The 21,279-nt window shown below is 61.9% G+C and carries 22 protein-coding genes and 1 other RNA gene; 15 read left to right on the top strand and 8 right to left on the bottom strand.

The window, feature by feature from the left end; genetic code table 11:
* Nucleotides 1-97: 97 nt before the first annotated feature.
* Nucleotides 98-475: a DoxX family membrane protein gene (locus tag CO671_RS01320; RefSeq protein ID WP_097604007.1), complete on the top strand. Its 378-nt coding sequence runs from the start codon at nucleotides 98-100 to the stop codon at nucleotides 473-475.
* Nucleotides 476-479: 4 nt separating this feature from the next.
* Here CO671_RS01320 and CO671_RS01315 read toward each other — a convergent pair whose 3' ends face one another.
* From CO671_RS01315 to CO671_RS01305, 3 genes are all read right to left on the bottom strand, one after another.
* Nucleotides 480-2,588: a mechanosensitive ion channel family protein gene (locus CO671_RS01315; protein WP_097604006.1), complete on the bottom strand. Its 2,109-nt coding sequence runs from the start codon at nucleotides 2,586-2,588 to the stop codon at nucleotides 480-482.
* Nucleotides 2,589-2,794: 206 nt separating this feature from the next.
* Entirely contained in the window at nucleotides 2,795-3,826 is a 1,032-nt protein-coding gene (gene gnd, locus CO671_RS01310) for a phosphogluconate dehydrogenase (NAD(+)-dependent, decarboxylating) (RefSeq protein WP_097604005.1), read from the bottom strand.
* A 153-nt stretch (nucleotides 3,827-3,979) separates the two neighbouring features.
* Nucleotides 3,980-4,462 carry an SRPBCC domain-containing protein gene (locus tag CO671_RS01305; protein ID WP_097604004.1) on the bottom strand — a complete coding sequence of 161 codons (483 nt, stop codon included), beginning with the start codon at nucleotides 4,460-4,462 and terminating at the stop codon, nucleotides 3,980-3,982.
* Between the two features lie 55 nt (nucleotides 4,463-4,517).
* Here CO671_RS01305 and CO671_RS01300 point away from each other — a divergent pair, with 55 nt between their 5' ends.
* The 3 genes from CO671_RS01300 to CO671_RS01290 all read left to right on the top strand — a co-directional run bounded on the left by CO671_RS01300 (nucleotide 4,518) and on the right by CO671_RS01290 (nucleotide 6,540).
* Nucleotides 4,518-4,853, top strand: coding sequence for a metalloregulator ArsR/SmtB family transcription factor (locus CO671_RS01300; RefSeq protein WP_097604003.1), 336 nt, complete (start codon nucleotides 4,518-4,520; stop codon nucleotides 4,851-4,853).
* A 69-nt stretch (nucleotides 4,854-4,922) separates the two neighbouring features.
* Nucleotides 4,923-5,489: a helix-turn-helix transcriptional regulator gene (locus CO671_RS01295; RefSeq protein WP_097604084.1), complete on the top strand. Its 567-nt coding sequence runs from the start codon at nucleotides 4,923-4,925 to the stop codon at nucleotides 5,487-5,489.
* A gap of 67 nt (nucleotides 5,490-5,556) precedes the next feature.
* Nucleotides 5,557-6,540 carry an NAD(P)-dependent oxidoreductase gene (locus tag CO671_RS01290; RefSeq protein WP_097604002.1) on the top strand — a complete coding sequence of 328 codons (984 nt, stop codon included), beginning with the start codon at nucleotides 5,557-5,559 and terminating at the stop codon, nucleotides 6,538-6,540.
* A 201-nt stretch (nucleotides 6,541-6,741) separates the two neighbouring features.
* Here the strand turns inward: CO671_RS01290 and ssrS are convergent.
* The 3 genes from ssrS to CO671_RS01275 all read right to left on the bottom strand — a co-directional run bounded on the left by ssrS (nucleotide 6,742) and on the right by CO671_RS01275 (nucleotide 7,639).
* Nucleotides 6,742-6,900, bottom strand: a non-coding RNA gene (ssrS, locus tag CO671_RS01285) — 6S RNA.
* Between the two features lie 69 nt (nucleotides 6,901-6,969).
* On the bottom strand, nucleotides 6,970-7,347 hold the full coding sequence (locus CO671_RS01280) for a cell division protein ZapA (RefSeq protein ID WP_004673378.1): 378 nt from the start codon (nucleotides 7,345-7,347) through the stop codon (nucleotides 6,970-6,972).
* A gap of 16 nt (nucleotides 7,348-7,363) precedes the next feature.
* Nucleotides 7,364-7,639, bottom strand: a complete 276-nt coding sequence (locus CO671_RS01275) for a DUF4164 domain-containing protein (RefSeq protein WP_009994078.1) — start codon at nucleotides 7,637-7,639, stop codon at nucleotides 7,364-7,366.
* A 334-nt stretch (nucleotides 7,640-7,973) separates the two neighbouring features.
* Between CO671_RS01275 and tkt the strand changes: the two genes are divergently transcribed.
* The 8 genes from tkt (at nucleotide 7,974) to CO671_RS01235 (ending at nucleotide 17,927) form a co-directional block, all read left to right on the top strand.
* Complete coding sequence (gene tkt, locus CO671_RS01270) at nucleotides 7,974-9,947, top strand: transketolase (RefSeq protein ID WP_097604001.1); 1,974 nt, start codon at nucleotides 7,974-7,976, stop codon at nucleotides 9,945-9,947.
* Between the two features lie 81 nt (nucleotides 9,948-10,028).
* Nucleotides 10,029-11,039, top strand: coding sequence for a type I glyceraldehyde-3-phosphate dehydrogenase (gap, locus tag CO671_RS01265; RefSeq protein WP_097604000.1), 1,011 nt, complete (start codon nucleotides 10,029-10,031; stop codon nucleotides 11,037-11,039).
* 142 nt (nucleotides 11,040-11,181) lie between these two features.
* On the top strand, nucleotides 11,182-11,496 hold the full coding sequence (locus CO671_RS01260) for a hypothetical protein (RefSeq protein ID WP_097603999.1): 315 nt from the start codon (nucleotides 11,182-11,184) through the stop codon (nucleotides 11,494-11,496).
* Between the two features lie 134 nt (nucleotides 11,497-11,630).
* Nucleotides 11,631-11,810: a hypothetical protein gene (locus CO671_RS01255; protein WP_097603998.1), complete on the top strand. Its 180-nt coding sequence runs from the start codon at nucleotides 11,631-11,633 to the stop codon at nucleotides 11,808-11,810.
* 354 nt (nucleotides 11,811-12,164) lie between these two features.
* A complete protein-coding gene (locus CO671_RS01250) occupies nucleotides 12,165-14,039 on the top strand; it encodes a potassium/proton antiporter (protein WP_097603997.1) in 1,875 nt (624 codons plus the stop codon).
* Between the two features lie 70 nt (nucleotides 14,040-14,109).
* Nucleotides 14,110-15,312 carry a phosphoglycerate kinase gene (locus CO671_RS01245; RefSeq protein ID WP_170964908.1) on the top strand — a complete coding sequence of 401 codons (1,203 nt, stop codon included), beginning with the start codon at nucleotides 14,110-14,112 and terminating at the stop codon, nucleotides 15,310-15,312.
* A 285-nt stretch (nucleotides 15,313-15,597) separates the two neighbouring features.
* Nucleotides 15,598-16,623 (top strand): class I fructose-bisphosphate aldolase, encoded by a 1,026-nt coding sequence (locus CO671_RS01240; protein WP_097603995.1) that lies wholly within the window; start codon nucleotides 15,598-15,600, stop codon nucleotides 16,621-16,623.
* Between the two features lie 380 nt (nucleotides 16,624-17,003).
* The gene (locus tag CO671_RS01235; protein WP_097603994.1) at nucleotides 17,004-17,927 is read left to right on the top strand and encodes a PhzF family phenazine biosynthesis protein; all 924 of its coding nucleotides are present in this window, start codon (nucleotides 17,004-17,006) and stop codon (nucleotides 17,925-17,927) included.
* Nucleotides 17,928-17,949: 22 nt separating this feature from the next.
* Here the strand turns inward: CO671_RS01235 and CO671_RS33625 are convergent, their stop codons facing one another.
* Nucleotides 17,950-18,114 carry a hypothetical protein gene (locus CO671_RS33625; RefSeq protein WP_097603993.1) on the bottom strand — a complete coding sequence of 55 codons (165 nt, stop codon included), beginning with the start codon at nucleotides 18,112-18,114 and terminating at the stop codon, nucleotides 17,950-17,952.
* A gap of 173 nt (nucleotides 18,115-18,287) precedes the next feature.
* Here CO671_RS33625 and CO671_RS01225 point away from each other — a divergent pair, with 173 nt between their 5' ends.
* The 3 genes from CO671_RS01225 (at nucleotide 18,288) to CO671_RS01215 (ending at nucleotide 20,820) form a co-directional block, all read left to right on the top strand.
* Entirely contained in the window at nucleotides 18,288-19,568 is a 1,281-nt protein-coding gene (locus CO671_RS01225; RefSeq protein ID WP_097580336.1) for an MFS transporter, read from the top strand.
* 155 nt (nucleotides 19,569-19,723) lie between these two features.
* On the top strand, nucleotides 19,724-19,915 hold the full coding sequence (locus CO671_RS01220; protein ID WP_010031580.1) for a DUF1192 domain-containing protein: 192 nt from the start codon (nucleotides 19,724-19,726) through the stop codon (nucleotides 19,913-19,915).
* Nucleotides 19,916-20,304: 389 nt separating this feature from the next.
* Nucleotides 20,305-20,820 (top strand): DUF1465 family protein, encoded by a 516-nt coding sequence (locus CO671_RS01215; RefSeq protein ID WP_004679442.1) that lies wholly within the window; start codon nucleotides 20,305-20,307, stop codon nucleotides 20,818-20,820.
* 138 nt (nucleotides 20,821-20,958) lie between these two features.
* Here the strand turns inward: CO671_RS01215 and rpmE are convergent, their stop codons facing one another.
* Complete coding sequence (gene rpmE / locus CO671_RS01210) at nucleotides 20,959-21,180, bottom strand: 50S ribosomal protein L31 (RefSeq protein ID WP_003566413.1); 222 nt, start codon at nucleotides 21,178-21,180, stop codon at nucleotides 20,959-20,961.
* Between the last annotated feature and the right edge of the window lie 99 nt (nucleotides 21,181-21,279).

The following is a 21,279-nucleotide window of genomic DNA, read 5'->3' as shown; positions in this document are numbered from 1 at the left end:
GTGGGCAGGCAAACTGTATTGCTACATTGCTTTTTCGTAAGCTTGCGAAGAGCTTGCGGTCATGACGAAGATTTGAGACGCGAGAGAAGGATTAGACATGCAGGATGACCTGGCCTTCATGATCCTTGTCCTCGGCAGATTGCTGCTCGGCGGCGTTTTCGTTGCCGGTGGCATCCATCATTTTTTTGTCATCGTGCCGATAACCGACGCCATCGAAGCCCGCGGCATACCTTTTGCGAAATGGGTGCTGCTGTCCGGCAGCGCCTTTCAAATTGCTGCCGGCCTCCTGCTGATGCTGGGTCTCTTCGTCGCCGCGGCAGCGTTCGGCCTCATCATCTTCACGCTTGCCGCCTCCGTGATGCTGCTGAATTTCTGGGACATGGAAGGGACAGCCCGCGACAGCGCCGTCAGCAGTTGGAAAAGCAACATGGCCATTATCGGCGGTCTGCTCACCGCAGCCGCTGCGGCGATGTGAGACGTCAGGTGGCCGGCTCACCGCCGGCCCGCGCATGCGCAGCATAGCGCGCCGCGGCGGCATCCACGTCCACTGCACGATCGCTGGCCACCTGCACCGTCGGCACGGCGAATTCGATGCCGTTTTCCTTGAAGGCATTGCGGATCATCGCCAGTGCATTGCGGCGGATAACGAACTGTTCGCCAGGCTTCGTCATCATCGACAGGCGGATCTCGATCGCGAATTCGCCGAACTGCTCGACGCCCTTCATCTTCAGCGTCTCGATGATGTGCGGGCCGAATTCGGGGTTTTCGAGCAACGTCTGACCGATCTGCTTGATCACCTTCTTCGCTTTGACGAGATCGGTGTCGTATGTGACGTTGAGGCTGATCTTGTCGATCGTCCAATCGCGATTGAGGTTCTTCACCGCGCCAAGTTCGCCGAACGGCACGGTCGTCAGCGGACCGCGATGATGCCGGAGTTTCACCGAGCGCAGGCTGAAGGCCTCGACGACGCCCTTGTGACTGCCGCTTTCGATATATTCGCCGACGCGGAAGGCATCGTCCCAGAGATAGAACATGCCGCTGATGACGTCCTTGACGATCGTCTGGGCGCCGAAACCGACAGCAACGCCGACGACGCCGGCGCCGGCAATCAATGGCCCGATCTCGATGCCGAGGCCCGAGAGCACCATGAGAACCGCAATGACGGCGATGACCACGGCAAGGATATTGCGGAAAATCGGCAGCAGCGTCTGAAACCGTGCATGTTTGGCCTTCTCCTCGTCCGTCGCGCCGCCGTCCAAGGGCGAGCCGAGCAGCTTGCCGTCGATATAGGCTTTGACGACGTGCCAGAGCAGATCGGCAGCAAGCAGGATAACGATTCCCCCGATGACGCCGCGGGCGATCTTATCGACAATTTTGTCGCCGGCCGCCATCGTGTCGGCGCCGACGCCGAGCAGTTGGCCGAGCCAGATGGCCGCGAATCCGATAATCAGCGCCCGCACGCCGCGATCGAGCAATACGGCGGCAATGCGGCGCGTGGCAAGGAAGCTTGCCTCGGTCTGCTGCAACGATTTCACCGCAATCGTCGAGACGGCGAGCACCCGCGGCAGCATCAGCACATAGATGCCGAGCCAGAGCAGCCAGTTGAACCCGGTGACCCACAGCCCCCAGAGCAACAGGAAATAAACGCTGAGCGCCCAGGACATCCCATGACCGCGCTTCTCGTCCTTCTGCGGCCGCGACCAGACAGCTTCGATCGCGATCAGCAGCAGCCCGATGCCGAGGATATAGCCGACGAAGAGCCGGGCGCTCGGGGAAAAGCCGAGCGGCTCCATCGACTGGATGGCCGCCCAGCCAAGCATGAAATAGATGACGAAGATCGCAGAGCGGCGATACCAGAAGAGCGCGACGGCGCGCGACGGCATGGTCGGCACGGTCACGCCTTGCCGCTCTTCCTCGGCCCGCGCCAGCCCGATGAGATCGACCAAGACGCCGCCCAGGCAAATCGTGAAACGCTGGACGATGAGCGCGACGGCGCAGAGGATCGCCACGCTCTGGCTGAGCGGCGGCCAACTGAGACTGAAAAGCGCGAGCATGGTTGCCGCGGCGAAAATGAGAGCCGGCACGACGCGCGGCGTCAGATGCATGCCCGCCATCTGAGCCAGACGCCGGCGGCGACGGCGAAAGGCATAGCGGGCCATGCTTTCGACGATGGCCCCGAGCAGGAAGATCGCCAGGAATTGCGCGATCATTCGACTCCAGCCGGTGGCGGCGACTTCGCCGAAAAACAGCGAGGACGCATTGCCGATCTGCGAGGGCAAGATCATCGCCGCGTCGGACACCATCGAGACATGCCGGCGGGCATGCTGCAGCAGGCCTGAGAGGACCGACATCTGGTTCTGGGTCGCCGAATCGGCCGCAGAGGGTGCCGCCATCTGCGTCGCCATCCACTGCTTGACCTCCGGCGCCTGCATGAGCTGCATCATCTCACGCACCTGCGCCGGCGGGGTATTTGCAGCCGGCGCTTGCGCAGGCGTTTGGGAAAAGCCGGGCGACGCAGAGAAAAGCGCAACGCATGCCAAGATGCCGAATATGGCGGCTTTCAAGCCCGCCGCCGTGACACGTCCCATGACCGCCCTCCAATGGAGTGTCGGCCGCTTGGATGGAAGCAGCCCCGACATTTCCCTTTCCGCAATGGATACTCGTGACCGTAGCCGCCAGCAAGCGGCAGGAAAACCATACCAATGGCTAGGCATGACGCCGAAAAATGTGAGCGGTTTTCGAACGACGTCATGCTCTAACAGTTAATTTAGAACAGGATTCAGCCTCGGCCCCTTCAAGATTTCGGCGCCGGCTTTTCCACGTGGCCGCCGAAGCCGGCGCGCATCGCCGACAGAACCTTGTTGGCGAATTCGTCATTGTCGCGCGAGGAGAAGCGGCCGTAGAGAGCCGCACTCAGCACCGGCGTCGGCACGCTTTCGTCGATTGCCGCCATGATTGTCCAGCGGCCCTCGCCGCTATCCGAGACACGACCGGCAAACTTCGAAAGTGCCGGATCGGCATGCAGCGCATCGGCGGTGAGATCGAGCAGCCACGAGGTGATGACGCTGCCGCGGCGCCAGACTTCGGCGACATCCTGCAGATTGAAATCGTATTGGAAATGTTCGGGATGGGCGAGCGGCGCGGTTTCCGCATCGGCCTCATGCGAGGCAGCGCCGATATTGGCGTGTTTCAGGATGTTGATGCCCTCGGCATAGGCGGCCATCAGGCCGTATTCGATGCCGTTATGGACCATCTTGACGAAATGACCGGCGCCATGCGGGCCGCAATGCAGGTAGCCCTGTTCCGCGGTGCTCACTGCAGCCGCTTCGGCGGTGCGGTTCGGCGATGCTTCCGTCGTGCCGGCGCCGGGGGCGAGTGTTGCAAAGATCGGCGAAAGATGGGCGACGGTGCCCTTTTCGCCGCCGATCATCAGGCAATAGCCGCGCTCCAGGCCGAAGACGCCGCCGCTCGTGCCGACATCGACATAATGGATGCCTTTGGTGATGAGCTCGGCGCCGCGGCGGATGTCGTCGTGGTAATAGGAATTGCCGCCGTCGATGACGATATCGCCGTTCTGAAGCAGCGGCACCAGGCTCGAAAGCACCTTGTCGACGATCGCCGCCGGCAGCATCAGCCAGATCGCCCGGGGATGCTGCAGCTTCGAGACGAATTCATCGAGCGACGCGCTTCCGATCGCGCCGAGGCCTGCGAGCTCGGCAACGCTTTCCGGCCTCGCGTCATAGACGACGCATTCGTGACCGCCCCGCATCAGGCGCTGGACCATGTAGTTGCCCATGCGGCCCAAACCAATCATGCCAAGCTGCATATGAATCTCCTGGAAACCAAAATGAAGTATCGACTCCGGAAACTAGCACCCGCAGTGTGACAGGCAAGCGAAGTCTCGGCCGTATCCGCGCCTGCGACGATCGCGCCGCGGCGAGATGGCGTCGGACCGAAGAGCCCGACGCCGGCTCATTCCTCACTCATCGGGCGCGCTGGCCGGTTCACCCTTCATCTCACTGAGGAACATGCCCTCGCGCAGGTTGATGCCGTACTCGACGAAGGCCTTCATGCAGCAAAGCATCTGCGTCCAGCCTTCACAATTGAGATAGGTGCCGCGCCGGCCGGCTTCGTCCTCGCGCCAGCCGTTCTCGGCAATCGTCACCAGCGTGCCGCCATCCTCCAGCGGTTTGAAATTCATCTCCACCAGCGTCTTGTACGTCGTCTTGTCCTCGCCGGTACCACCGTCCCAGCGAAGCACGATGCGGCTTTCCGGCACGAGTTCGACGACCTCGACCGGCGCATCCTTCCACCAGGTCACGGTCGTGCCTTGAACGAGCGGAGCGCTCGCCCCGCCGATCGTGGTGAAATAGCTGCTGAGCTTCTTCGGATTGACGACGGCGTCGAACACCTCTGCGACGGGACGGCCGATGCGGCCGGAAATGCGGATTCCGAGAGACATGGCATTGCTCCTCTTCTCCATTGTGCCTGAGCTCATTATGTTATAAAAACATAACATGTCAAGCGAATCAACCGACGATCCTGTTTTCAAGGCGCTGGCGCATCACCGCCGCCGCGAGATTCTCGATCGGCTCAAGGATGGCGCCCGCACCACAGGGACGCTTTGCGAGATGTTTCCTGACATGGACCGCTGCACGGTGATGCAGCATCTGAAAGTGCTGGAGGAAGCCGATCTGGTCATCGCCAGGAAGGAGGGACGCGAACGCTGGAACCACCTGAACAGCCTGCCGATCAAGCAGATTTACGATCGCTGGATCAGCGCCTATGCCGGTCATGCCCTGTCGATCCTCGATCGGCTGAGAAGCGATCTCGAAGGCCAGCCGGAACAATGACCGGGGCACCCACCTTGCCTCCCGGCCGGCCGCAATCCTATGCTGACCAAAAGACAAGAGACGGGACAGATGACGATATCGGGGGCCGGCATACGCCGCATGCGGCTGCTGCGCGGCATGAAGCAGCAACACCTCGCCGAACTCCTCGGCGTCAACCAGGCGACCGTCTCGCGCTGGGAGCGAGATCAACTTGCCCTCTCATCGGAGCAGACCGTCAAGCTGGAGCGGATTTTCGCCTCGCCGCACTATGCCGCGGCCGATGCGGCTTTGAAACGGCTGGTCGAGGACTGCCTCCGGCCTGTGCATCTGATCTGCGACAGCACCCACCGGCTGCTATCCGCCTCCCGTCCGCGGCAGGCGGAATGGCGTGCACCGATCGGCGCTTTTCTCGGCCGCTCCCTTTTCCCCTACGCTTCCGCCGAGATCGCCGCCGCCGAACAATCGCTGGAGGCATGCAGCTGGCGTGAGGGCAGGCTCATGTCGTTGACATTCGATACCGGCGCCAACGGCAATGCGCGCCTGCCGATTGCCGCCGGCCGCGTCACCTGGGAACGGATCATGCTTTCCGACGGCAGCGCCGGCCGCCTCGTCACCACCGTCACCGAGCCTGCAGCTTTCCTGCACCCCCATGCATAATTTATGCGTTGTCCGAAAATGCCGGTCTTAATAGCCTCCGCCGCGGAAACGGTCTGGAGAAAATGCAATGACGATACTGGTGACGGGAAGCGCCGGCCACCTCGGCGAGGCGCTGATGCGCGTCCTGAAGGCGCAAGGCCGATCGGTGCGCGGCGTCGACATCAAGTCCTCGGATTTCACCGACGCGGTCGGCTCCATCGGCGACCGCGCCTTCGTCCGACAGGCGATGTCGGGCATCAGCCACGTCATCCATGCCGCCACGCTGCACAAGCCGCATGTCGCCACTCACGGCAATCAGGATTTCGTCGACACCAATATCGGCGGCACGCTGAACCTGCTTGAAGAGGCGGCCGCCGCACGCGTTGCAAGTTTCGTCTTCACCAGCACCACCAGCACCTTCGGCGCGGCATTGACGCCGGCCGCCGGCCAACCGGCCGCATGGATCACCGAGGACGTGCTTCCGGTCGCGAGGAACATTTACGGCGTGACGAAGCTCGCTGCCGAAGGTCTGTGCGAACTCTTCGCCCGCAAATTCGCATTGCCGGTCGTTATTGTGAGGACGTCGCGTTTCTTTCCCGAAAGTGACGACGATCCCGACATTCGCAACGCCTATTCGCCGGCAAATGCCCAGGCCAACGAGTTGCTCCATCGCCGCGTCGATATCGCCGATGTGGTCGGCGCCCATCTGCTCGCCCTCGAAAGGGCGCGTCCACTTGGCTTCGGTCGCTACATCATCTCGGCCACCACGCCGTTTTCACCAGACGATCTCGCCGAGATCAGGCGCGACGCCCCTGCGGTCGTCGAGCGGCTCTTTCCGGGAGCCCGCGGCCTCTATGCCGAACACGGCTGGAAGATGTTCCCGGCGCTCGACCGCGTCTACGTCAACGAGCGCGCACGGCGCGAACTCGGCTGGCAGCCGCGCTATGATTTCCGCTTCGTGCTCGATTGCCTGCGCGAGAATCGCGAATGGCGCAGCCCATTGTCGCTCGACGTCGGCTCCAAAGGCTATCACGACGAGATTTTCGCCGAAGGCCCCTATCCGGTCGATTAATGACAACGACTTCCTGACGCAGGATGGTTTCCAGGTGGGCGCAGCCTACAAGGCGGAAGGCGGCGCCGACGTCGACACCATGTTCAAGGTCTTCCAGGTCACCCTTCCCGGCTAGAAGAAGTAGTCGCACCTGTTAAAAAAAGGCGGACGCGCGCCGCGTTCGCCTATCGATCTGCTGCCATTGCCGGTGATGGAGAGAAAGTGCGATCCACGACCACCGATGGATGTTTACGATCCTGGGCGCCTACAAACGTAGGTGGGCACCGTGTGTCCAGGCCCACGGGCCTGGCCAGGGACAGCTCCCTTTGGATCGAGTATGGCCCCAGGGATTGTGGTTCCTGTCGAGAGGCGCAGACCGCATCGCGATATATAAGGGCGTTTGCATCGACGCGCCAGTGGCGACGGCAGCCCGCGCCGATTTAATTGAGGTCAATTGAGCTCGGGGGCGGAGCGGCCATTCAGCTTGTCGGTGATGCCGCGGATGCGGCTCGACACCTCGCCGAGCGCTGCCGCCAGCGTTTCCTCGGTGCGGGCGGTCGCCGCAAGCACCGTGTCGCGGTTGCCGCGCAGCGACTCCAGCTCGGATTCCAGCCCGGCGATGCGGCGCGTCAGCTCGGCAATCTCGTCCATGATCATGATGCCGGCCATGACGGTGATCCTGAGATCGCCGATCTCACCGAACTGACCCTTGAGATGGCCGACATAGCGATCGAAACGGGTGGCAAGATCCGTCAGATGATCCTCCTGCCCTTCCTCGCAGGCCATGCGATAGGCCTTGCCGTCGATCGTTACCGTCACCTGCGCCATGTCATATTCTTTCTCATCAGCGATCCAGAACCGCGCGGATCGTTTCCATGGCCGTCACCAGCCGCCGCGATACTTCGCGATTGACCTCTTCCAGCCGATTGGCGCGGAATTCGGCCTGGTCGAGCTCCTGCGCCAGCCGGGAGCGGTCGGCATGCACGCGCCGCACCTCGCCCTCGATCTCCCCTTGCTCGCGCTGCCGCTCGATGCGCATGTCGACGGCGTTTTCGAGGCTCGAAATCGCCTGCCTCAGCTCGTTCAGCGCTGCTTCCATGGTTTTGCCTGTGGGCATCATGCCTTTCCGATTCCCGCGCAGGATCCGCGAATCGGCACTCTGCACCGATCCTGTGATTTCAAAAAGGATATGCAGCTCGCCAACGGCCCGTCAATAAATCCCCCCACCCGTCCGCCGGCCTATCTTGTGGATGAGCGTTTTATCGGTGCCGGCCGCATAAAATTTGTCATTTGTACAATCGCGCGAGCAAATGTCAAAAATCGCCGCAACCCCGCCGGATTCGGCCCGCCATTTATTGACTCGCCCGTCTTAACTGCTATGTCTCTGCCGCTTTCATTCGATGGTCTTGGAGGCTCGAGGCCATCCCCCGACACTCGGAGCTTGCGGAAAAGCCATGACCTCTCCCGAACAAAACGACCGGATGGCGAATGCGATCCGTTTCCTCGCCATGGACGCCGTTGAAAAGGCGAATTCCGGCCACCCCGGCATGCCGATGGGCATGGCCGACGTGGCAACGGTCCTGTTCACCAAATATCTGCGCTTCGATCCGAAGAAGCCGCACTGGCCGAACCGTGACCGCTTCGTGCTCTCTGCCGGCCACGGCTCGATGCTGCTCTACTCGCTGCTCTATTTGACCGGTTATCCCGACATGACGGTCGAGGACCTGAAGCAGTTCCGCCAGGTCGGCTCCAAGACCGCCGGCCACCCGGAATACGGCCATGCGACCGGCATCGAAACCACGACCGGCCCGCTTGGCCAGGGCATCGCCAACGCCGTCGGCATGGCGATCGCCGAACGCAAGCTGCGCGATGAATTCGGTGCGGACCTGCAGGACCACTATACCTACGTCATCAATGGCGATGGTTGCCTGATGGAAGGCATCAGCCATGAGGCGATCGCGCTTGCCGGCCACCTGAAGCTGAACAAGCTGATCCTCTTCTGGGACAACAACTCGATCACCATCGACGGCGCCGTTTCGCTGTCGGATTCGACCGACCAGATCGCCCGCTTCAAAGCCGTTCACTGGAACACCATCGAGATCGACGGCCACGATCAGGCCGCCATCGCCGATGCGATCGAGGCCGCCCACCAGTCCGACCGCCCGACCTTCATCGCCTGCAAGACGGTCATCGGCTTCGGCGCTCCGAACAAGGCCGGCAGCCACAAGGTGCACGGCAGCCCGCTCGGCGCCGATGAAATCGCCGCCACCCGCAGGGCTCTGAACTGGGATTACGAGCCCTTCGTCGTCCCTTCCGACATTCTCGAGGCATGGCGTTCGGCCGGCACCCGCTCCGACAATATCGTCAAGGCATGGGAAGAAACTCTGTCCAGATCGCCGGCCAGAGCGGAATTCTCCCGCCGTATGGCAGGCGACCTGCCGGAAGGTTTCGATGCCGCGATCAGCGCATATAAGAAGAAGCTCGCCGAGACCAGGCCGACGGTTGCAACCCGCAAGGCATCCGAGGACGCACTCGAAATCATCAACGGCTTCGTGCCGGAAACCCTCGGCGGCTCCGCCGACCTGACGCCGTCGAACAACACCAAGACCAGCCAGATGCACTCGATCACGCCGACGGATTTCGCCGGCCGTTACGTGCATTGGGGCATCCGCGAGCACGGCATGGCGTCCGCCATGAACGGCATTGCGCTGCATGGCGGCCTCATTCCCTATAGCGGCGGCTTCCTGATCTTCTCGGATTATTGCCGCCCGCCGATCCGCCTCGCAGCACTGATGGGCATCCGCGTCATCCACGTCCTGACGCACGACTCGATCGGCGTCGGCGAAGACGGCCCGACGCACCAGCCGGTCGAGCAGCTCGCCGGCCTGCGCGCCATCCCGAACCTGCTGGTCTTCCGGCCGGCCGACGCCACGGAAACGGCGGAATGCTGGCAGATCGCCATTAAGACGCACAACCGTCCGTCGGGCCTTGCCCTGACGCGTCAGAACCTCAGCCCGGCCCGCACCGAATACAGCGAAAAGAACCTTTGCGAACAGGGCGCTTATACGCTCGCCGGCAATGCCGATGCCAAGGTGACGATCTTCGCCTCCGGCTCGGAAGTCGAAATCGCCGTCGCCGCTCGCGCCACTCTTGAAGCCAAGGGTGTTTCGGTGCGTGTCGTCTCGGTGCCCTGCACCGAACTGTTCTTCGAGCAGCCGGACGCCTATCGCAAGGATGTTCTCGGCAACTCGCCGGTCAAGATCGCCGTCGAAGCCGCCGTCCGCGAGGGCTGGGACGCCTTCATCGGACCGGAAGGCACTTTCATCGGCATGAAGAGCTTCGGCGCGTCCGGCCCGGTCAAGGACGTTTACAAGCATTTCGGCATCACCGCCGACGCCGTCGTTGCGGCCGCGGAAGCAAAGCTTTAAAGAGGGCGCCTTGAGGCGCTCTCCATCTCCTCAATTCCAGGCCCTCTCTATCGGGCTCTATTCTATCGGGAGTGAATGCACATGACAGTCAAGGTTGCCATCAATGGTTTCGGCCGCATCGGCCGTAACGTCCTTCGCGCTATCGTCGAATCCGGCCGCACCGACATCGAAGTCGTCGCCATCAACGACCTCGGCCCGGTCGAGACCAACGCCCACCTGCTGCGCTACGACTCGATCCACGGCAAGTTCCCGGCAAACGTGAAGGTCGAAGGTGACACGATCACCGTCGGCAACGGCAAGCCGATCAAGGTCACCGCGATCAAGGATCCGGCAACGCTTCCGCATCGCGAACTCGGCGTCGACATCGCCATGGAATGCACCGGCATCTTCACCGCCCGCGACAAGGCCGCCGCTCACCTGACGGCCGGCGCCAAGCGCGTCATCGTTTCGGCGCCTGCAGACGGCGCCGACCTGACCGTCGTCTTCGGCGTCAACCATGACCAGCTCACCAAGGAGCACTTGGTCATCTCCAACGCCTCCTGCACCACCAACTGCCTGGTGCCGGTCGTCAAGGTCCTCGACGACGCCGTCGGCATCGACCACGGCTTCATGACGACCATCCACTCCTACACCGGCGACCAGCCAACGCTCGACACGATGCACAAGGACCTGTATCGCGCCCGCGCAGCCGCCCTCTCGATGATCCCGACCTCGACGGGCGCAGCCAAGGCCGTCGGCCTCGTCCTGCCGCATCTCAAGGGCAAGCTCGACGGCACCTCGATCCGCGTTCCCACCCCGAACGTTTCGGTCGTCGACTTCAAGTTCGTCTCCAAGAAGGCGACCACGGTCGGCGAAATCAACGAAGCCATCAAGGCCGCCTCCAACGGCGCGCTGAAGGGCATCCTCGGCTACACCGACGAGCCGCTGGTCTCCCGCGACTTCAACCACGACAGCCACTCCTCGATCTTCGCGACCGATCAGACCAAGGTCATGGAAGGCAACTTCGTGCGCGTCCTGTCCTGGTATGACAACGAGTGGGGCTTCTCCAGCCGCATGTCCGACACGGCCGTCGCCTTCGCCAAGCTCATCTGAGAGCCTGACGATCGAATCTTCGGAAACGGCCCGGGAAACCGGGCCGTTTTGTTATAGGTACCGCGCCGGATCGATTGCGAAACCTGATATGGTGCACCAAGCCCTGAACCGCTTCGCCGGCCGGGGAGATAGGGAGAGATGCATGGATTACTTTACCGTTGAGATCGCCGGCCGCGCCATTGCCAGCTTTCGTTCGAAAAACCATGAGGAAGCGACGCACTTCTTCGAGGCGGAAGATTTTCGCGACGACCTGACCATCCTGGAATCCGAAGGCAAGCCCCTGTGGGACCGTAAGGCCGCGCTCAGCCTGCGCAAGGCGACCGCCGAGGAAGCCAGCGAAGTCGAGCACGCCTATGAATTCGACGACGATCCGCAAAGGACCATCGACGACGAATTCGTCGTTTTCCTGGTTCCGGTCGAGGATCTGACCGACGGGGGCGACGACACTGCAGACTGACAGCCGATCTGCCTCATCTTCTGTTTTGAAAGCCGCTTCGAAGCGACGGGTTCGGTGGCCGCAAGGATGAAATCACGGTTGGCAATCCACTGGCCAACCGTGGTAGATTGAGGAAATGCAAGTGGAGGCGATAAATGGCAGAGGCGCAAAAACGCTTGTCCCATACCACCCTCAAGCGGCGGCAGCGGTTTCATCGCAAGCGGGACGTCAGACCTGCCGTGCTGGCAACGGCCAATCGTCTGGTCGTTCGGGCTGCCGTGTTCATCGGTCTTTCGTTTCTCGCCGTCATCACACTTCAGGCGGTGTTGGGATAGCACTCGCCCAAACCGCGGCTGCGATCCCTTCCTCTCGCCAGTGGACAAGACGAACGGGGGCGGCTCGCAGATACCGGCAGGAAAAATCGATCTTCGTGCCTTTCGCCCTGCTCTTGCCTGATTTGCTTATACATTCTTTGTAGAGAGTTTCTCCCGTAGCATTTCCGTGTCGGTGGCCGTCCGGCAGCCGTTCAGCAGCATGATGCAGCACGAGACGAGGTTAAGCCGCAAGGCCTACCCTTCTCTGCCGTTTTGCCGTTTACTGATGCATCGACGCGCGTGGTGGAGGGGTTGAGACAAGGCGGATCGGCCGGGGGTGGCCGCATCGGCAAGCATTCGATGGAAGGGGTGGGCATGGAAGCGTTCTATATCGTAGTGCTGGTCGCGACGGCGCTCGTGCTTCTTGCCGCTTTTTCGAGCCTGCTCGCCTTCCGCTTCGGCGCCCCGCTGCTTCTGCTGTTTTTGATGATCGGCCTTGCCGCCGGCGTCGACGGTCTCGGCATCGAATTCAGCAACAACTATCTGGCCTATATTCTCGGCTCCATCGCGCTTGCCGTCATCCTGTTCGATTCCGGCTTTGGCACGCCGATGCAGGCCTTCCGGCTGGCAGCCGTGCCCTCTCTCACGCTCGCCTCCGTCGGCGTGCTGATCACCGCCTCGCTCTTTGCCTTCGCCGCCATGTGGCTTTTGAACTTCACCTGGCTGGAAGGACTGCTGCTCGGTTCGATCGTCGCCTCGACGGATGCCGCCGCCGTCTTCTTCCTGCTGCGCATCGGCGGCATCAACATCCGTGACAAGGTGCGTTCGACTCTCGAAGTCGAATCCGGCACCAACGATCCGATGGCGATCTTCCTCACCATCGCCCTTGTCGAGGTGCTGGCGAGCGGCGAGCGTTACGACGGCATCAATATCGGCATGCTCGCCATGTTCGTGCAGCAGATGGGGCTCGGCGTCATCCTCGGCCTGCTCGGCGGCATGATGATCGTGCTGATCGTCAGCAAGCTCGATACCGACCGCGGCCTGACGCCGATCTTCGTGCTGGCGCTCGCCCTGCTCGTCTTCTCCTTCGCCGGCACGGTCGGCGGCAGCGGCTTCCTGGCCGTCTATGTTGCCGGCATCTACGCCGGAAATCGCAAGATGCAGGCGATCGGCACCATCAAGCGCTTCCAGGACGGCATGACCTGGCTGGCGCAGATCATCATGTTCCTGGTGCTCGGCCTGCTCGCCACGCCGTCGCAATTTCCCGTCATCATCGTGCCGGCCATCCTGCTCGCCTTCTTCCTGATCTTCGTCGCCCGGCCGCTGGCGATCTGGCTGTCGCTGCTTCCCTTCGATTACACGCAGCAGGAAATCGGCTTCGTCGCCTGGGTCGGCCTGCGCGGCGCCGTCTCCATCCTGCTTGCCATCATGCCGATCCTCGGCGGGCTGGAGAACGGCCAGATCTATTTCAACACCGCCTTCATCATCGTGCTGGTCTCCCTGCTCGTCCAAGGCTGGACGATCAAGCCCGTCGCCAAGAAGCTCGGCCTCATCATTCCGCCGCGCATCGGCGCCGTCGACAAGGTCGAGGTCGACCTGCCGGGCGCCGCCAACCACGAACTGCTCTCCTATCGCGTCATCAAGGATAGTCCGGTGCTGCGCGGCGAGCGCATCCCGCGCTGGGCGACACCCTCGCTCGTCATCCGCGATGGCAAGTCGATGCGTTATCAATATGCCGGACGCCTGCGCGAGAACGACCTCGTCTACCTCTTCATCGTGCCGAGCTATTCGCGCCTGCTCGACCGGCTCTTCGCCAGCCGTGCGCCGGTCGATGAGGACGATGCCGAATTCTTCGGTGCCTTCGCGCTGTCGCCTGCCCGCCCCGCCGCCGATCTTGACGCCGCCTACGGTCCCGGCCTGCTCAACGAATCCGAAAAAGGCCTGACGATCGCCGAATTGATGCGGCAGCGCCTCGGCGGCAAGGCCGATTATGCCGACCGCGTCCGCCTCGGCTCGATCATTCTCATCGTCCGCGATCTCGACGAGCACGACCACGTCACCTCCGTCGGCATGTCGCTCGAAGCGGTCGAACCGGCAATCACCCTGCCGATCTTCATCAATCTCAAGGACATCATCCAGCGCATCCGCGAGCGACTGAAGGGACGCCGGAATCGCGAAGCGGCGGCCTCCGAAGGCGCGCCGAAAGCATCGGCAGGAGGCGACGAAGCCAGGCGCGAAAACGGCCGTTGAACGCCTTGCGTCTCGAATGATCCTTGCTATGGTCGGCGCAACTTCCGCCAACCAAGACTGGATCCTCCCCATGCCTGCTTTCAAGACCCTCGACGATCTCACCGACATCAGCGGCAAGCGCGTTCTCATCCGCGTCGACCTCAACGTTCCGGTCAAGGACGGCAAGGTCACCGATACGACGCGCATCGAGCGTGTGGCGCCGACGATCCTCGAACTGTCCGACAAGGGCGCCAAGGTGATCCTGCTTGCCCATTTCGGCCGGCCGAAGGACGGCCCTTCGCCGGATCTGTCGCTGTCGCTGATCGCCCCTTCCGTCGAGGAAGTGCTCGACCACGCCGTGACGACGGCTTCCGACTGCATCGGCGAAGCCGCCGCTTCCGCCGTCGCCGCGATGAATGACGGTGATATCCTGCTTCTGGAAAACACCCGCTTCCACAAGGGCGAGGAAAAGAACGACCCCGACTTCACCAAGGCGCTTGCCGCCAATGGCGATATTTATGTCAACGACGCCTTCTCCGCCGCCCACCGCGCCCATGCCTCGACCGAGGGCCTTGCCCATCACCTGCCGGCCTATGCCGGCCGCACTATGCAGGCCGAGCTGGAAGCGCTGGAAAAGGGCCTCGGCGCCCCGGCCCGCCCGGTGGTCGCGATTGTCGGCGGCGCCAAGGTCTCGACCAAGATCGACCTCCTGATGAACCTCGTGAAGAAGGTCGACGCGCTCGTCATCGGCGGCGGCATGGCCAACACCTTTATCGCCGCCCGCGGCACCCATGTCGGCAAGTCGCTCTGCGAGCATGACCTCGCTGAAACCGCCAAGCAGATCATGATCGAGGCCGCGACATCAGGCTGCGCCATCATCCTGCCGGAGGACGGCGTCGTTGCCCGCGAATTCAAGGCCGGTGCCGCCAACGAGACGGTCGATATCAACGCCATTCCCGCCGATGCCATGGTGCTCGACGTCGGCCCGAAATCGGTCGAGGCCATCAACGCCTGGATCGAGCGCGCCGCAACGCTCGTCTGGAACGGTCCGCTCGGCGCCTTCGAAATCGAGCCCTTCGATACAGCAACCGTCGCTGCCGCGAAATACGCCGCCGAGCGCACGGCAGCCGGCAAGCTCACCTCGGTTGCCGGCGGCGGCGACACCGTCTCGGCGCTCAACCATGCCGGCGTTGCCGACGATTTCACCTATGTCTCGACCGCCGGCGGCGCCTTCCTCGAATGGATGGAAGGCAAGGAACTTCCCGGCGTCGCCGTCCTCAACGCCGCCAGATAAGACCGAGCGCCTCGGCGCGAAAAAACGCATTCGGCGTCGCACCTTGCAATAAGCGGTGCGGCGCCGCAAACGCAATTTGGCAGATTTTACATGTGGATAGACCGCGGTGGCGAGAAGCCTTCCGCGGTCTTTTGCTCAAGGCTTGAAAAAAATCCCATTTTTTCAAACGATTGAATTGATTTCAATCGTTTCAATGACTTAGCCTTCCATTTTCCTCACTATAAACTTCTGTTATCGCCGTCCTATATTCTTAAACCGCCGATGTTAACGCTGTGGAGAGATCGAATGAGCGAACGACTGGAAGACATTGCAGTGCAGATGGTTGCAGGTGGCCGGGGGCTGCTTGCGGCTGACGAATCGACCTCCACCATCAAGAAGCGTTTCGACACGATCAATCTTGAATCGACCGAAACCAGCCGTCGCGACTACCGCGAGATGCTCTTCCGCTCCGACGAGGCGATGAAGAAATATATTTCCGGCGTCATTCTTTTCGAAGAGACGCTCTACCAGAAGGCCGCCGACGGCACGCCTTTCGTCGACATCATCCGCGCTGCCGGTTCGATTCCCGGCATCAAGGTCGATACCGGCGCCAAGCCAATGGCCAAATTTCCCGGCGAAACCATCACCGAAGGCCTCGACGGCCTCGGCGAGCGCCTTGCCCGCTATTATGAAGCCGGCGCCCGTTTCGCCAAGTGGCGCGGCGTCATCGCCATCTCGTCCTCGCTGCCGACCCGCGGCTCGGTCCGTGCCAACGCTCAGGCGCTCGCCCGCTATGCGGCTCTCTGCCAGGAAGCCAAGATCGTGCCGATCGTCGAGCCGGAATGCCTGATGGACGGCAAGCCGGGCGACCATAACATCGACCGTTGCGCCGAAGTCACCGAAGCCACGCTGCGCATCGTCTTCGAGGAACTGGCCGAAGCCCGCGTCAGCCTCGAATGCATGATCCTGAAGCCGAACATGGTGATCGACGGCAGGAACGCCCGCAAGGCGTCGGTCGAAGAAGTTGCCGAGCGCACCGTCAAGGTTCTGAAAGCGACCGTTCCCTCCGCCGTTCCCGGCATCGCCTTCCTCTCCGGCGGCCAGACGACCGAAGAGGCGACCGCGCATCTTTCCGCCATCAATGCCACCGGCGACCTGCCCTGGCTTGTCACCTTCTCCTACGGCCGCGCCCTGCAGGACAGCGCCCTCAAGGCCTGGAACGGCAAGCCGGAAAATGTCGCCGCCGGCCAGCGCGAATTCACCCACCGCGCCGAGATGAACAGCCTCGCCGCCAAGGGCAGCTGGAAGAAGGACCTGGAAAAGGCCGCTTGACTTTTGGACTCGGGATTTGGGTGGGGGCGGCAACCACAACGTTGCCGCTCCCGCCAATCCCTTCGGCTCCCTCATTCCTGTGCTCGTCACAGGAATCCAGTGCGCCCAAGTCCTTGGGCGCACTAGTCCTTCCCCTCATGCATTGATTCATTCACGGCGCAGACGCGCCATAGTTGGATTCCTGTGACATCCCTTGGGCGAAGTCCTGAGGCGCACAGGCATGAGGGAGTTCGCGGGAGACGTTCTCCTCCACCAACGAGCCGGCGGATAAATAAGGCGCGCAGGCAAAGCCCGCACTCATTTGTCACGGCGACAAGAAACCGCTTCATTCCCTGAAAAACCATGCTTACTCATGACGGCCTGCCACAACAGGAGCCGCCATGAACACCATCTCCTACGTCACCGTCGACGTCTTCACCTCCATCCGCTTCGAGGGCAATCCGCTTGCCGTCATTTCCGATGCCCGGGGCTTGAGCGATGTGGCGATGCAGAAGATCGCCACCGAGTTCAACTATTCCGAAGTCACCTTCGTTCTGCCGCCCGAAGACGATCGGAATTCCGCTCGTGTGCGCATCTTCACTCCGACGATGGAGATCCCTTTCGCCGGCCATCCGAATGTCGGCACCGCCTACGTGCTCGGCCGGCAGGCCGAGATCTTCGGCAAGCCGGTCGGCGACAGGCTGCGCTTCGAGGAAAAGGCCGGCATCGTCGAAGTCGACCTGAAACGCAACGGCGGACAAATCGAGGCCACCGCCATCCGCGCGCCGCAGCCGCTGACGATCGGCGACACCATTGCCGAGGAAACCGTCGCCCGTTGCATCTCGCTCGATCCGGGCGTCATCGTCTCCACCACCCACGCGCCGGTCTTTGCCTCCGTCGGCCTGAACTTCGCCGTCGCCGAATTGAAGGGGCTCGAAACCCTGGCCGCCGCCCGTCCGAACCTTGCCGGCTTCCAGGCGGCCGCGGGCCGGCAGACGACGAGCGGCCACGACTTCTCGCTCTTCGTCTATGCCAGGACATCCGACGATCCGTGGCATATTCGCGCCCGCATGTTCGCGCCCCTCGATAACGTGCCCGAGGATCCGGCAACCGGCAGCGCTTCGGCAGCACTCGGCGCCTATCTTGTCTCGCTTGCGCCGGACGCCGATATGGACGTCCGCATCACCATCGAACAAGGCGTCGAAATGGGCCGCCGCAGTATCATTGCCCTCGATGTCGTGAAATCCGGCGGGATCGTCACCGATGTCGTCATCTCGGGACGCTGCGTTTCCGTCATGCGCGGAGAAATCATCCTGCAGGACTGACGATCCGGGAGGGAGTGCGGGCTTACATCAGGAAGTCGCGCGACAAGAGCGCCACGGCCCAGACGCCGAAGGCGATGAGCGCGATCTTCCAGAAATCCATGCGCCGCCGGAGGCCGGGGAGCCCGAGCGGCTTGATCACCTGTATCACCATGGCAAGCATGAGCAGCAAGGCTATCAGCTTTGTCATGCTTTATTTTTTCCATTTTTCGGAATGTCACAGGACGGACATTTTTCCGCGCGAACAAGAGCATCTCGACACGCCGTAAAGATATTCCGGGGCACAATCAATCATCTTGAGGCTGGCCAGGCGCAGGTCTTGCCTTATGTCCGTTTACAATCGCTGAGACCGAGTCTGGGGAAATGAAGAGAAATCTGCTGTCCGTCGCCGCGTTGCTCTTTGGCACGCTCTTCCTTTTCATGGGCAACGGCCTGCAGGGCATCCTGCTTCCCGTGCGCGGCAATCTCGAAGGCTACGCCACCACGACGCTCGGCCTGCTCGGCACCTCATGGGCCGGAGGCTTCGTCATCGGCTGCCTGGTGGCGCCGAAACTGGTGCGCCGCGTCGGCCATGTCAGAGCCTTCTCCGGCTTCATCTCGATCATCGCCATCATCGCGCTGGTCAGCGGCATCATCATCGATCCTATCTGGTGGGTGGTCTTGCGCGCCGTCACCGGCTTCTCCACCGCCGGCACCTCGATGATCATCGAAAGCTGGCTGAACGAGCGCGCCAGCAACGAAAGCCGCGGCGCGATCTTCTCGCTCTATATCGGCATCACACTGCTTGGCGTCGTCGGCGGCCAGATGATGATCCCGCTCGAGGATGTGCGCACGCCGGTGCTGTTCATGATCTGCGGCATCTTCTATTGCATCGCCATGCTGCCGACGACACTGTCGACCGCCGCCTCGCCGCAGCCGCTGAAGGCCGTGCGTCTCGACCTGCCGGCGCTCTACCGCAATTCGCCCGTCTCCTGCCTCGGCATCCTGCTCGTCGGCATCGCCAACGGCGCCTATGGCACGCTGGGCGCCGTCTTCGGCGCCGGCGCCGGCCTTTCCGACACCAGCATCGCCGTGATGATGAGCGCCACCATCTTCGCCGGCGCCATGATGCAGTTGCCGGCCGGCCGACTTTCCGATCGTATCGACCGGCGCTACGTGCTCGCCGCCATGTCGGCGATCGCCGCTCTCGCCGGCCTGCTGATCTTCATGCTCCACCCGACATCGCCCGCCTTGCTGATCGGGCTGGTTGTCCTTTACGGCGCGGTGGCCAACACGCTCTACCCGATCGCGGTCGCTCACGCGAACGACTTCGCGGCATCGGAGGATTTCGTCAAGGTCTCCGGCGGTCTGCTGCTCCTCTACGGCATCGGCACGGTCATCGGCCCGACGCTCGGCGGCCCCGTCATGTCGGCGATCACACCGCATGCGCTTTTCCTGGTCACGGCCATCGCCCATGTGCTGATCACCGTTTATGCGATTATCAGAAGCCGCATCCGCGCCGCCGTCCCGGCCAGCGACCGCGACGCCTATACGACGATCCCAACCGGCACTTCGCCGATGCTGACGCCGGAAAGCATGTCGCTTGCCGATCGCGGCACCGGCAAGTCTCCCGAAAGCAGCGATCCTGCTGTAAAGTTCGGATAGAGCGTCCCGCAGGACTGCGCTGCGGTTTTTTTCCGTGACTCATGAACGGGAAGCTCAGGACAAGGGTGCGTTTAGGCCGGATCGGCCTAAATTTCCCTTCCGTATCACCCGTATTTTTCACCATCATGCTGCCTGCAGCAAAAGGAGGAGAACCGATGAGCTTTATCGATGACGACCGGCCGCAGAAGAAAACCGCCCATGAGATCGGCGCCGATCTCTCCCTGCTTTCGGTGGACGAGCTGAAGGCGCGCGTGGAGTTGCTGAAGACCGAGATCACCCGCCTGGAAGCCGAGGCCGCCCGCAAGGCCTCCGGACGACAGGCGGCGGAAAGCTTCTTCCGATCATGATCCGTAAAAACCTCAAAAAACAACAGCATGGCTGACCAAACGAGCCAGCCTCAAGTCTTCATTCGGCACAATGTTAATAAAATATTAAGCTTTATAAGGTATTACTATATTCATCCAGATTTCCTCTGGGTCTCAGACAGTTTTCCATGCGGTGAATTGGTCTGATTTTTCTCCCTGTTTTACCTTGAGAGCCGCTTTTGCGGCTCTTCTTTTTGCTGCGGCCGGCGCATTTCCATGAAACTGTGGAGATTAACCCTTTCTTAAGAAACGGCTTGCGCATTTGCGCTAATGATACCATCTTAAAGTAATAAAGACCGGCTCGGGAAACTTTTCCGTCGGCGCCGGCGTTACCTGACCATAAGTAGCTGCGTGCAACAGGGACTATTGCGATGTCGGAAGTTGGATTGAACACGATCAGTTTTGCGGGCCGCGCGGCTGCATCCTCACAGTTCAAGGCGCTTTATGCCGAAGGCATGTCGCTGGTCGAGGAGACCGCCGCCTATCTCGACGGCCAGGGCCGCGCAGCCTCCAAGGTTCTGCCGCGCATGGCGTCCGTCCTCTATGCCGCGGAATCGATGCGGCTGACCACCCGCCTGATGCAGATGGCTTCCTGGCTGCTGCTGCAGCGCGCCGTCAACAACGGCGAAATGTCCCGCGATCAGGTGCTGGCCGAGAAGAACAAGGTTCGCCTCGACGGCTTCAACGTCGACCGCGCCGCACCGGGCTGGGGCGATCTGCCGGAATCCTTCCGCGATCTCGTCGAGCGCTCGCTGCGCCTGCAGAACCGCATCGCCCTGCTTGATCGCGAAATCTATCGCCCGGCCGAAGCCGTGATCGTTCACGACAATCAGAACAGCGTGCAGGCCCAGCTTTCCCTGCTGCAGACGGCCTTCGGCAACAACTGACCGATCTGACAAATTCCATTTGAACCGGCTGCGCCTTGCGCGGCCGGTTTTTCATTTGCTGCGCTACCGCGCCAGCCTGCAAACGCAAAAAAGCCCGGCAGAACCGGGCCTTTTTCAAATTCCGTCGAGCAGAAGCGATTAGAGGCCGAGGCCGCCGAAACGCTTGTTGAACTTTGAAACGCGGCCACCGCGGTCCATCAGCTGCTGATTGCCGCCGGTCCAGGCCGGATGCGACTTGGAATCGATTTCGAGGTTCATGACAGCACCTTCCGAACCCCAGGTCGAGCGGGTTTCGTATTCGGTGCCATCGGTCATGACTACCTTGATCATGTGATAGTCGGGATGGATGCCTGCCTTCATAACAATCTTCCTGCGATACCGGAGTTCAATTTGCCGCATGCAGTTGCGGCCACCGAACCGATTGAATAAATGAAGCCGCAGTCGTGATGGCTACGGCTT

Source organism: Rhizobium sp. M10 (genome assembly GCF_002531955.1).
GTDB classification, from domain to species: domain Bacteria; phylum Pseudomonadota; class Alphaproteobacteria; order Rhizobiales; family Rhizobiaceae; genus Rhizobium; species Rhizobium etli_C.
Note: the sequence above shows the minus strand (reverse complement) of the source record. Positions and strands in the feature narration are given on the sequence as shown.